A 12,035-nucleotide genomic window follows, 5' to 3' on the forward strand; every position below is an offset into this window, starting at 1 on the left:
AACAATTGGGGTGCAGTTCAAAGAAATAACTGCTCTTTTTACTTTTAACATACTTTTTTAAATTTTGTTCATACCATACTTAATCCATAATACAGTTTAACTAAATTTCATTTCAAAGTTTTTAGTTTCAAAAAATCCGATACATCCCATGACCTTACTACATTATTAACTTTTGTTCTCTGTCTGCTACCCCTAGACCATTGCAAACAAAGTATAAAAATAAGAACAATATCAATGAAATCCCCTCCATAATACATCAGCACGCCCCCAATTTCAGCTTGTTCAGTAACTACACCAGCAGGCGGATGAGCATATATGTATTTTGATAATATCCCATGACCAGCTGATGCAATTATTAAAATAATTGACCGGTACATATAGCTATACCTATGGGATATTAAATCAACATAAATCATTGATGTGGTAAACAGATATCCTGCAATAAAAACGTGGAAATGTATGAACAAATGAAGAAGTATACTTTCGTGCATCATCGAGTATAAGCTAGTCGTATAGAGAATCCATAGTCCTCCTAAATTAAGCAAGGTTGCGATAATTGGATGAGTAAGAAGTTGTAGAGACCTACTCTTTAGTATCCTTGAAAGACGTCGCGCTGTTCTCACATTGAGCGTTCGTAAAAAAAGAGTCATTGGAGCGGCTAATGCTATAAAAATTGGAGCAAGCATCCCAAGAAGTAAATGCACAAGCATATGCACTGTGAAATCATTATGAGCACGATGAGCTAAGGGCCCAACAACTGCTATTGCCACACAAATAAGTCCTAAAACCCAGAAGACACTTCGATATAACGGCCATCGTTTGTAATGGCGATTTGATAAAATCGTGGCTACTATATAAATTATTAACATAATTAAAATGAATACGAATAGTACAATATCCAGTGCATTCCATATTTCATGATGCAGATGGTTATTGTTCATTTAAGCTTTTACCTCTCAATAATCTTTCATCAGTTCTTGTCTGAAAAACTAGCAGAATGCCAATTAAGAGCATTACAGTCGCAATTATATTCCATATTACGTCGTAGATAAGAACATTATCTACGTATCGAATCTGATGTATTTTCATTAGTTTGTGTTGAATTATACCGTCATATAATTGAAATCCACCACTACCAAGCATTAATCCGCTCCACCATCTTTTCAACCAAAATGCATTTCTACGGCGAAGATCAGCAACCATAAACAAGGAACCAATCGTTGCAAACCAACTAAAAGCATGAAAAAGACCATCTGAAATGAGTCCAATATCTGTTGTAGATTTATCATAGAAATGATGCCAATGTAGCAGTTGATGAAAAATAGTTTCATCTATAAAAGCTACTAACCCTAGCCCAAACAAGATACCTGACCATAGATTACGGGTCAAATAAACAGAAGAGGTTAAATAGCTTGTATTATCGGTTTTGGTAACCATTAAATCCTATCCTTTCCACTAATGTATATTCTTATTTTTCCCAAAAGAAAAACGTGCTAAACATACTTAGTGCCAAAGGAAAATAACATTCAATTAGATGTATCATATAAATACTTATTCTCAAGCGTATTTAATATTTGATTAAAACTCACTAAAAAAGCTTTAAGGGGTTCACCATTCTAAAATAGCGCTAGTATAATTTCTTTAACATTTTAGAATGAATCTATATTTTTAGCATTTACTCAATTTATTAACAATGGAAATTACCATTTAGTCTTAACTATTTGATACTCTGTAAATAAACTATAGTTTTTCTCTCATGATCATTTCCAAATCTTCATTTTAATATTGCATTTGTATTGCCTTTTGCACATTTTGAACATCATTTTTTAATAGTTGCTTTAAATCATAAGCTGGATAGTAACCACGTTCATACATAAAGTTAAAAACCTGTGCATGTAATTGTATAGCACCATTTATTTGACGGGTTAAAACTTCTCTAAGTCGCGGCGTTGCAGTTTCGGTAATCGCTATTGCATAGTTTCGAACAGATGTCTTTGCTAATCCAAGTAAATCTCCAGCGTAAAATCCAGTGTCATCACGATGCTGCGATTGAAATCCAGGAGCATAAGGATAAAATTGTACTAACTCTTGTAGATTGTTTTGGATGGCATTTATGGCATTTATAGCTTTAATATATAACGATTGAAGTGCTTGATCAGGTACATTCCTAACTGATTTTTTTAATTTGATTAAACCGTTTGCTTGAAATGCTACTAATTCATGTAACTCCAATGTTTCATGCCATGCTAGCTGATTAGGATAAGACATAGACGTTCCCCCTTAATATTCATTCATGCCACACTATGCAAAAAAATTCAAAAAGGGCCTATACTACATGAATTCATTTCAATCTAATTCATGATTACTTTTCATCCTTCTATGTTAATCACAATAAAGCATCCTTAATTCCTCTTCCTTACTTTTTTATATCCTTAATTTTGATTTTCAAAATGACTTCTTCGCCTTTACAATCTATAAATTTAATTTTTTCTTCCTTAAAAATCCCCATCATAATACATCCTTTCTTGTTTCGTTATAAACCATATTAGTTAGAAAATATAAATGTGAACATTGTACCTACATATTCCTTATATATTTTTCAAATTTTATGGTTACTTAAATTTATACATTATTAAAGATCAACTATTAAAGTAACTACATTGAAGGGGGTTCTTCATTAAATCATTTTATTTTTATAGATTAAAAAACAATTACTTCAGCTGTGTTAGTCACCTATTCCTAAATAATTAATAGGGTATATATTATGACTTAGGAGGGATAAAAAGATGACTATACTTTATGATAAAGACTCTTTACAAAAAAATATTATTACCCTTCCACATTGGCAACGAGAAGCTTTCCGTTCTTTTAAATTAAAAATGACAGATAAAAATAAACTGTTTCCTTGTATACCAGCTCAACACGGCTTTACAGCAAATCACCTCAGGTACGGATTTATTGGTGACCCTAGAGATACGAATACTAGCGAGGATTTTGCTGCATTACTTAAAGAATATACCGAATGTTCTAGAGACACAGGTCAATACGCCTCACTTATTGTTTTTATTCATACACCAATAGATTTACTGCGAGAAACTACAGTTGAAGATTTTGAACATATTTATTGGTCTCTACTTAATACAACTAGTCGATTGGACGAGATGGAATGGCCTACGCACATTCCAAATGACCCTATGGAGAATACTTGGGAATTTTGTTATCATAATGAATCATATTTCGTTTACTGCGCTACACCCGCCCATGTCAATAGACAAAGTAGACATTTTTCATGTATGATGCTTGCTTTAACCCCTAGATGGGTTTTACAGGGGATTATGAATTCTGAGAAACGCAGTAGAAAACTAAAAAACTTAATACGTCAACGTCTAGCCGCTTATGACAAAGCTCCTATTCATCCCTCTCTGAAAGATTATGGTGAAAAAGATAATTATGAATGGCAGCAATATTTTTTACGTGATGATGAAACCATCCCATCCAAGTGTCCATTTTCTCGAATCATAAAATACTTTCATAAAAATAAGTAATTCACTCCGTTTTTTATTATTTAGTTGTACAAACTTTAACCACTGAATAGATTTAATATAGATCAAATTTAGTGGGAGGAGCATATTATACGTGGGCATATTTTTAAGCTATGTTTTCTTAGGTTTATCATTATCTGCTCCAATGGGACCTATAAATGCTGCGCAGCTAGAAAAAGGTATTAGGAGTGGGTTTTTTCACGCTTGGATCCTTGGCATAGGAGCCTTACTTGCAGATGTTATCTACATGGCACTTGTTTATTTAGGTGTAATTCATTTCCTCGAAAAAGATATTATAAAACTTTTCTTATGGTCTTTCGGCGCTTTTGTTTTAATCTATACAGGCATCGAAAGTTTAAAAAATGCGAATCAAATTAGCATTAGTAATACTAGAAATGATGATTCAATTATTAAAAGCTTTTTTTCTGGTTTTTTTATGTCTTTATCGAATCCATTAACAATTCTATTTTGGCTTGGAATTTTCGGCTCTATATTAGCAAAAGCCGCTTCTTCCTATAATAAAGAGCAGCTTTTGTTATATAGCTTTGGTATTATTTTAGGTATTTTCATTTGGGATATTACGATGGCGAGTACATCTAGTATATTTCGTAAAATTTTGAATGCTCGCATATTGTCTCTTATAACGGTAGTATCTGGAATATCACTTATTATTTATGGATTATATTTTGGTTTTCAAACTTACCAAATCATTTTTCAATAGCTTCTATTATTTAGTTGTTACATACTACTCATATTGTGTAAAAATAGATTCTTCATATAGCTGTATTCCTTTTCCTTGAGACAAAATGAACAATTACAGTAACAATAATAACTATTCCTAAAAACAACAAGCTCACTAGGAAACCAAAACGCGTTGTTTTTTGCAATAATGTCCCACTAACAGCTAGTGCAATCATAATAAGACCAATAATGTTTTTTATCTGCATCCAACCTTTTGGATTCATTAATCTCCAAAATGAAAGAAGAATGAGACTCCATGTATATAACAACATTAATCCAGCTGCAGTTGTTACATATTCATATATATTTTTGGGTAGTAATAAAGCACTAAGGATAGAAGCACCAAGTCCCATTATAATAAGAATTAGAGCTGGGAAAGAGATGTTTTTTTTGTTTTTTTTAGCAAACATTGCAGGTGCATCACCTTCTTCAGCTAAGTTCATTAATACACTTGTCACTGCAAATAATGAACCAACTAATGTTGAAAAACCCGCTAAAATTAATACTACATTTAAAATAAATGGCACATACGGCAAATTATAGTCTTGTAACGCTATTACAAAAGGACTTTCTTTCGTATTAAACTGATTTAACGGAACCATCATAATTGCCAACCCTAAAGAGACTACGTAAATAATCGTTAAAATCATTAACATTACTCTCCCTGATTTTTGTGCATCTTTAGGGTCTTTCAGTCTTATTGTCATTAACCCCATAATTTCGATTCCTCCAAATGCATAAAACGCATAAATTAGAGAAGACCAAGTGCCTTTTAATCCATTTGGGAACCAATCTTTAAAATTCCGCGGAATTTGTGCTTTATATAAACCACCCTTTATAAATCCTAAAATAACTAAAATAGCAATTACAATAAACCCCATAATAGCAGCGACTTTTATAATAGCCATCCATTTCTCTAAACGTTCGAATATCTTTACCCCTATAAAAATAATTAATATAGCCGCTACTCCATATATAGCAGCAAATATCCATAAGGGTATTTTAGGAAACCAGTAGCGTGAAAAGATTCCTAACGCACTTAACTGGCTGCCCATAATAAGCAGTTCAGAACACCAATATGTCCATCCATGACTAAAACCCGCCCAATTTCCAAAAGCTTTTTTTGAGTAAATGCGAAAAGATCCTTTTTGCGGATCTTCTACAGCCATTTTTGCCAATGCTTCAAATACAATATAAGTAGTAAATCCAGTTAAAATAAGAATAAGAATAATTGACGAACCACCTATTTTAATTCCTATACTGGATCCTAAAAAGAAGCCGGTCCCTATTGTACAGCCAATCCCAATAAGTGAGAGTTGCCACCATTTTAAATCTTTTTTTTCTTTCGTTTCGTTCTTAACATCATGACAGGTCATATCACTATTCTCCTTTATTCATTTTGAGAATGCCCCTCATGATCACTTAAGTACTTCTCAGCAAGCTTTTCAACAACATCAACGACATCATGAGCCTTTATTTTATGGTTTGCTACTCTTTCACTTCCTACAGAAATCTCAACTGTAAATAACGCTTCATATTTCATTTTTTCTGCTCCTTTCGCATCAAATATAACCTCTCATTTTTTATCCTTTTATTTCACAAAAATTAATTATGTATTTAAAACCTCGAGAGTCTAACAGTTAAACAAATAAAGTCGAAAAAATTGTAACGCTACTAAGCTTATTTATAAAAAAATGTATGAGAAAGGAGAGACGGCATGCCTCTCCTCTATATCCATTTCATATATAAAATTAACGAGTAACGCCACCGCCAAGTTGTTGCTCAGCTAATGATACGAGACGTTTCGTAATTTCACCACCAACAGATCCGTTTGCACGAGCTGTTGCATCTGCACCAAGTTGTACGCCAAATTCTTGAGCAATTTCATATTTCATTTGATCAAGAGCTTGTTCAGCGCCACGTACTAATAATTGATTGCTACTTCCACTGTTATTGTTTGACATGTTCATTCACCTCCTTCTTTCTTTAATATGTTAAATTACATGCTAAAATATATAGCTAATTAATTGGTAATTACGACCGTGAATTCAAAGGTATAGTTGATCCTCTTTAAACCAAAAATAATAATGTATAGGAGAACGAAATACACCTTACGTGCCATGGGATATCATAAATAGGCCTCCATTACAACATAAAACGGGTTAAGCTATTTAACAGCATAACCCGTTTTTAATGAAATATTTTATTCCATATACTTTTAAACAATGGAGGAAAATGATGAAACATATTGTTGCTTTATTAATTAAATACACAGCGATAACTGCAGTATTACTAATTATACTTAGTATCTTTAAAGGCATTTCAATTCCTAAAGTATTACTAATTTCTCTTTTCCTTACAGGAGCTGCCTATTTAATCGGAGATCTCTTCATTTTACCTAAATACGGAAATATGATTGCTACAATAGCAGATTTAGGCTTAAGCTTCTTTGGAATTTGGTTACTAACATCCTTGTTTACTGATTTAGATGTTACTCGTAATATTGGACTTTCTTCATTTATAGCCGCTTTAATTATTGGTGGAACAGAAATTTTCTTCCACATTTATATGAAGAGGCTAGTACTGCGTAACGACAATGAATTAAGAAATCACAATCATATTCATCATGATAAATATGCTATGGAAATGTCAGATGAATATATAGATTCTTCCACAATAAATAAATCCAAGCTTGAGGATACATCTAAAAAATAAAAAAGTGGCCAATGCCACTTTTTTATTTTTGTTTATTAAGCTTGATCAGAATTTCTTACATGTAACGGAGGTGGAACTACCCACCCTTTTTTCTTACTTAAACGTAGCAAAGTTACACCTGCTTGTGCTTTTTTCATATGAAATTGTCCGAATAGCATCCCTACATCTTCTCGCAGACATTTTCCCATCACTTGACTACATGTCACAAGTCCAGCTGCTAATCCTGCAGAAACAGCTGCTGCAATTTCAGCATCATTAATACGCGCTCCTGGAGGAATGTCTTCGATAGATGCAACTGGTCGTTCTGGCGGAGCAGGCGGTAAAGCTACCCCATTAACCTTTAAAAGAGTTTTTAACTCTTCTATTTCCGAATTCATATCATTTTCAATTAAGCCTTCTAAAAACTTCTTCAAATCTTCATCACCTGTGTGATTCATAAATACTTGATGGCTTGCAATCGCACCCTGTGCAGCAAGAAGATAACTCCAAATGTCAAATATCTCTCCGTAATGTAAAGGTTCATTTTGAGGATTTCCACTTAATATACCCATTTTTAAATTCCTCCCTTTCGAAAATATCATGATAAATATTGATTTCAATATTGAAATCAAATTTTTAAGTATGCTTTTTCCTGCAAAAGATTTTCTACTATGCATGGAAAACACCTTTCCAACACCACGTGTTTATTGTTTAGGAAAGTAGTTTACAAATTAAATACCCAAAGATTATGAAAGAAGGTTATCAATAATCTTTGAGTGAGAATTCATTTACTATAAGGGTTTGCTTTTATACATTCACAAAAGAAATTGATTTACATATTTGCTATATTTTATACCGATTTACTTAGCGGTTAGCTCTACCACCAAGTTGTTGTTCAGCCATTGCTACTAAACGTTTTGTAATTTCACCACCAACAGATCCATTTGAACGAGCTGTTGTATCTGCACCAAGTTGTACACCAAACTCTTGTGCAATTTCATATTTCATTTGATCAAGAGCTTGTTCAGCACCTCGAACTAACAATTCATTACGACTTCCACTGTTATTGTTTGTCATATCGTTTCACCTCCGATGTTATTAATATGCTACGAATTATGAAAAAATAGTTATCCTTTTTATGGGAATTAGATTATGCATAAATATTGGGTTTCTTCTTAAAATAGTGCTAAAAGTAATGAGAAAAAAGTTGCTATAAAATACTTTCATATTCATAACAACACTATGTGTATTCCCATTGTAATGAGTGTAAGAAAGGTTTCTGTTGTATAAAGAGATACATATGAAGTATGTCTTGAGAAATGATTCAAAAGGAGATATAAAATTATGAAAGCTGTAACCTATCAAGGACCAAACCAAGTACAGGTTAAACAAGTGGATGATGCAAAGTTAGAGAAAAAAGATGATATTATTGTAAAGATTACTTCAACCGCTATTTGCGGTTCTGATTTACATTTATATCAAGGTAACATGCCTTTACCTCAAGGATACATTATTGGCCATGAGCCAATGGGAATTGTTGAAGAAGTGGGCCCAGATGTTACTAAAGTGAAAAAAGGAGATCGTGTTGTTATCCCCTTTAATGTTGCTTGTGGACATTGTTTTTATTGCCAACACGAAATGGAAAGTCAATGTGATAACTCGAACCCTCATTACGATTCTGGTGGATACTTTGGTTATACAGAGAAATTTGGTAACCATCCGGGCGGACAAGCTGAATATTTAAAAGTTCCTTTTGGAAATTTCACTCCATTTGTTATACCGGAATCATGCGAACTTGAAGATGAATCCCTACTCTTTTTATCGGATGTTTTGCCAACAGCCTATTGGAGTGTAATAAATGCAGGTGTTAAACCAGGTGATACTGTTATTGTCCTTGGTTGTGGACCTGTTGGATTAATGACACAAAAATTCGCTTGGATACAAGGTGCTAAACGCGTAATCGCAGTCGATTACTTAGATTATCGAATAAATTATGCAAAAAAGATTAACAATGTTGAGGTATTTGAATTTACAAAATTTCCTGATATGGGAGAACATTTAAAAGAAATCACACATGGCGGTGCGGATGTAGTCATTGATTGCGTGGGCATGGATGGTAAAAAATCACCCCTAGAATTTCTGGAACAAAAATTAAAACTACAAGGTGGTACCCTCGGTCCTATTCAAATTGCTACGAAAGCCGTAAGAAAATATGGAACAGTTCAAATGACTGGTGTTTATGGTGGTAATTATAATGCATTTCCACTCGGAGCATTTTGGGTTAGAAATATTAATCTGAAAATGGGACAAGCACCTGTTATTCATTTTATGCCGGAACTATTTGAAAAAATAACAAACAAAGAATTCGATCCAAAAGAGATTATTACACACAAAATCCCCCTTGAAGAAGCGAGCTATGGTTATCAAATTTTTAATAACCGGGAAGATGATTGTATAAAAGTCATTTTGAAGCCTTGAAAATACATCCTTTTTAAATGATTATTTTTAACTATTCTTAAAGCTAAAGATAAGATTAAAATCCATGCCCTTATCTTTTTCACCCAAAACTAGTAGTTATTTTTGATTACATCCTACCTTCTTTTATGCCCTCTTTATTATACAAAAAATGCAAGTTGTAGCTTTTGTATAAGGCTTGATTGAATTAATTTAATAAACCTTGATAAAAGAACAAATAGAAAAAGCGTGTTTTGAAAATTTTTTTGATTAAAACACGCTTTTTCTATATTTAATTGAATCATCCTTTTATAAAAAAGTTTGATAATTTTTGTGATCCTTGCTCAATTAAAACGCCCTTTAACTGAAGGAAAAATCAGTTTATAACTGATTTTTCTTCTCTAATTCTAATTGATTAACAATGTAAGATACTAATGTATTCAATGGATTAATAATAGTCTTAGATGTTTTATACTCAACTTGCTGAGATGCATCAACCATAGATAATTGAGCAACGGAGATAACTTTCTTTTCATCTTTAATGATTTGATTTAAGGACTTTGTAATTTCTTGGTTGTATTCTTCTTTTAGCCCTTGCATTATCAATTCAAAAGTACTATCTATAACAATAACTTCTAAATCTAAAGATTTTTGATAGTTATTAGCATGATGTTTAAGACGTTTTACTGTACCTTCAACAGTTGCAGGATTTGTAAAAAGAATTGTCTGAGGTTGCTGTATATTACTGATGTAATCAAAGAAAGGTTCATCAACTTTAATAATTGGCACTGATGTTGAGAGTTGGTCTTCCTGTAAAATTGCAATATAGTTTGTGCAAGTAATAAGGATAGCATCAACATTACATTGGGCAATCCATTCTATTTGCTCTTTAACTTTCAGTTGAGCATCTGATTCTAGGAAATTTTCATTTGATGTAACTCGATACATTAATGCCGGGTCAACAAAATGTATTAATTCAATGTTAAATGAAGAAAGTGCATTTTCTATATATTCTATATTCGAATAATGGGCGTGTAAGCAGCCTAATCTTTTTCTCAATTCCATCCCACCTATATTATATTTCTGCTTATTCTATCAGTACGCGAATTAAAATGTCTATTAAAATTGAGAATGAGACCTTTCCTCTTATTTCACAAAATGGCCTTTTAATGAAACAACTTTCTTGTCACTTAACACAAAGGAGTAAATCATGGTAACTTTTTTATAAACATCTCGTCCTTCTTCAAAACAATGCTTCTTTTTTTAATAACACCGTGACTTTATTTAAAAGCAATACAAGTTCAAATCTCCCCACACTCATCTCAAATTTAAAATGGTTGTTTCACACCTTCACATTTTTGAGGAAAAACCCACAATCAGAGAAAAGAGAAATATAAGTAATAAACATCCTATTATTGGAAACTATAACAATGTTAACTATCTTAAAAAGAGGTGTACTTCATGTTTTATTATAAAGAGGAACTAATTAATATGATTAAACCGGATAAACCAGATCCAGCTGCTGCAAAAGTTTTACAAGAAATATTAGGTGGGCATTATGGTGAAATGCGTACAATGATGCAATACTTCTTCCAAAGCTCAAATTTTAGAGGTAAAGAGAAGCAATATCGTGATTTACTTCGAGGTGTTTTTTTAGAGGAAATAAGCCATGTAGAACTTGTACAACATACAATTAATCAACTATTAACTGGATCTGGTGAACCTACGCCAGGAAATGCTGGTATTGACACAGCACCACTTGACGAAGCGGTTAAACATGCAAATCCTCATCACTTTATTGTAGGTGCTCAAAGTTCATTACCTGTTGATGCAGCTGGTAACCCATGGAATGGATCTTGGGTATATAGTCATGGAAACTTAATTAGCGATTTATTAGATAATGTCGTACTTGAATCTACAGGTGTACTTCAAAAAACTAGAATTTATGAAATGAGTTCCAATCAAACCTTTAGAGAAACACTTGCATTTTTAATTGTACGAGATAATGCACATCAAAATGCTTTTGCAAAAGCTTTAGAGACACTTGGGGTTGAATGGGGGAAACTCTTCCCTGTGCCGAACTATGATATTAATAAATACCCAGAGTGCAGAAAGTATGTAGACATGGGGTTCCATAACGCACAATTTAATTTTAGTTTAGATCCAACAAGAATGGGAGAAATATTCCAAGGTGAATCACCAAGTAGAAACAAAGGAACACTAACAGTAACTGACCCGCCAAAAGGTTTTCCTGTACCAGAGCTTCCTGAAATGCCAAATGAGCATAGTCCCGGATTAAAAGATATGGATCTTTAAGATAATTATGGCCAACTATTTATTCATGGTTGGTCATAGTTCTTTATAAAAATTCATGTAAGCTTGTTGTTAATGTGATAGGATGTTTTAATAAATCCTCTTTATTTAAATCATATTTCTGCTCCTCTTAATTTTGTTTCTATGAACCATTAGACGCCACTGTATACTTACTTATAACCTCCCTACCTCTATTCACATATAACATCCCTATATTGTAAAAAAGAGGAGGGGCTTGTCCCCCTCTTCTTTTAATTTTTCTTTAAAAGAGTTGCTCCTGCAATCCCTGGA

General features: G+C 32.8%; 14 protein-coding genes. 5 read left to right on the forward strand and 9 right to left on the reverse strand.

Annotated features, from left to right (window positions below; genetic code table 11):
- Positions 1-107 precede the first annotated feature (107 nt).
- The 3 genes from ACYVEC_RS30445 to cotF all read right to left on the reverse strand — a co-directional run bounded on the left by ACYVEC_RS30445 (position 108) and on the right by cotF (position 2,268).
- Entirely contained in the window at positions 108-941 is an 834-nt protein-coding gene (locus ACYVEC_RS30445) for a cytochrome c oxidase assembly protein (RefSeq protein WP_063223524.1), read from the reverse strand.
- Entirely contained in the window at positions 931-1,437 is a 507-nt protein-coding gene (locus ACYVEC_RS30450; RefSeq protein ID WP_000256787.1) for a DUF2243 domain-containing protein, read from the reverse strand. Before ACYVEC_RS30450 ends, ACYVEC_RS30445 begins: the two co-directional genes overlap by 11 nt.
- A gap of 342 nt (positions 1,438-1,779) precedes the next feature.
- The gene (gene cotF, locus ACYVEC_RS30455; RefSeq protein ID WP_098557406.1) at positions 1,780-2,268 is read right to left on the reverse strand and encodes a spore coat protein CotF; all 489 of its coding nucleotides are present in this window, start codon (positions 2,266-2,268) and stop codon (positions 1,780-1,782) included.
- A gap of 518 nt (positions 2,269-2,786) precedes the next feature.
- Between cotF and ACYVEC_RS30460 the strand changes: the two genes are divergently transcribed.
- Positions 2,787-3,545: a YqcI/YcgG family protein gene (locus ACYVEC_RS30460; protein WP_063223526.1), complete on the forward strand. Its 759-nt coding sequence runs from the start codon at positions 2,787-2,789 to the stop codon at positions 3,543-3,545.
- Positions 3,546-3,636: 91 nt separating this feature from the next.
- Positions 3,637-4,263, forward strand: a complete 627-nt coding sequence (locus tag ACYVEC_RS30465) for a LysE family transporter (protein WP_063223527.1) — start codon at positions 3,637-3,639, stop codon at positions 4,261-4,263.
- A 52-nt stretch (positions 4,264-4,315) separates the two neighbouring features.
- Here the strand turns inward: ACYVEC_RS30465 and ACYVEC_RS30470 are convergent, their stop codons facing one another.
- The 3 genes from ACYVEC_RS30470 to ACYVEC_RS30480 form a co-directional block, all read right to left on the reverse strand.
- Complete coding sequence (locus ACYVEC_RS30470) at positions 4,316-5,659, reverse strand: amino acid permease (RefSeq protein ID WP_063223528.1); 1,344 nt, start codon at positions 5,657-5,659, stop codon at positions 4,316-4,318.
- A gap of 14 nt (positions 5,660-5,673) precedes the next feature.
- The gene (locus ACYVEC_RS30475; protein WP_000872953.1) at positions 5,674-5,826 is read right to left on the reverse strand and encodes a hypothetical protein; all 153 of its coding nucleotides are present in this window, start codon (positions 5,824-5,826) and stop codon (positions 5,674-5,676) included.
- 208 nt (positions 5,827-6,034) lie between these two features.
- Positions 6,035-6,247 carry an alpha/beta-type small acid-soluble spore protein gene (locus ACYVEC_RS30480; protein WP_000069660.1) on the reverse strand — a complete coding sequence of 71 codons (213 nt, stop codon included), beginning with the start codon at positions 6,245-6,247 and terminating at the stop codon, positions 6,035-6,037.
- Positions 6,248-6,521: 274 nt separating this feature from the next.
- On the opposite strand from ACYVEC_RS30480, the gene ACYVEC_RS30485 reads away from it, so the two are divergent.
- Positions 6,522-6,998: a YndM family protein gene (locus ACYVEC_RS30485; protein ID WP_063223529.1), complete on the forward strand. Its 477-nt coding sequence runs from the start codon at positions 6,522-6,524 to the stop codon at positions 6,996-6,998.
- A 35-nt stretch (positions 6,999-7,033) separates the two neighbouring features.
- On the opposite strand, the gene ACYVEC_RS30490 is transcribed toward ACYVEC_RS30485, so the two are convergent.
- Entirely contained in the window at positions 7,034-7,549 is a 516-nt protein-coding gene (locus ACYVEC_RS30490) for a DUF3231 family protein (RefSeq protein ID WP_063223530.1), read from the reverse strand.
- A gap of 292 nt (positions 7,550-7,841) precedes the next feature.
- The gene (gene sasP, locus ACYVEC_RS30495; protein ID WP_046959866.1) at positions 7,842-8,054 is read right to left on the reverse strand and encodes a small acid-soluble spore protein, SasP family; all 213 of its coding nucleotides are present in this window, start codon (positions 8,052-8,054) and stop codon (positions 7,842-7,844) included.
- A 267-nt stretch (positions 8,055-8,321) separates the two neighbouring features.
- On the opposite strand from sasP, the gene ACYVEC_RS30500 reads away from it, so the two are divergent.
- Positions 8,322-9,455: a zinc-dependent alcohol dehydrogenase gene (locus ACYVEC_RS30500; RefSeq protein ID WP_460509574.1), complete on the forward strand. Its 1,134-nt coding sequence runs from the start codon at positions 8,322-8,324 to the stop codon at positions 9,453-9,455.
- A 357-nt stretch (positions 9,456-9,812) separates the two neighbouring features.
- Here ACYVEC_RS30500 and ACYVEC_RS30505 read toward each other — a convergent pair whose 3' ends face one another.
- On the reverse strand, positions 9,813-10,496 hold the full coding sequence (locus ACYVEC_RS30505; protein ID WP_063223532.1) for a hypothetical protein: 684 nt from the start codon (positions 10,494-10,496) through the stop codon (positions 9,813-9,815).
- 396 nt (positions 10,497-10,892) lie between these two features.
- Between ACYVEC_RS30505 and ACYVEC_RS30510 the strand changes: the two genes are divergently transcribed.
- On the forward strand, positions 10,893-11,747 hold the full coding sequence (locus tag ACYVEC_RS30510) for a manganese catalase family protein (RefSeq protein ID WP_063223533.1): 855 nt from the start codon (positions 10,893-10,895) through the stop codon (positions 11,745-11,747).
- Positions 11,748-12,035 lie beyond the last annotated feature (288 nt).

The organism is Bacillus sp. MN7755, assembly GCF_054771475.1.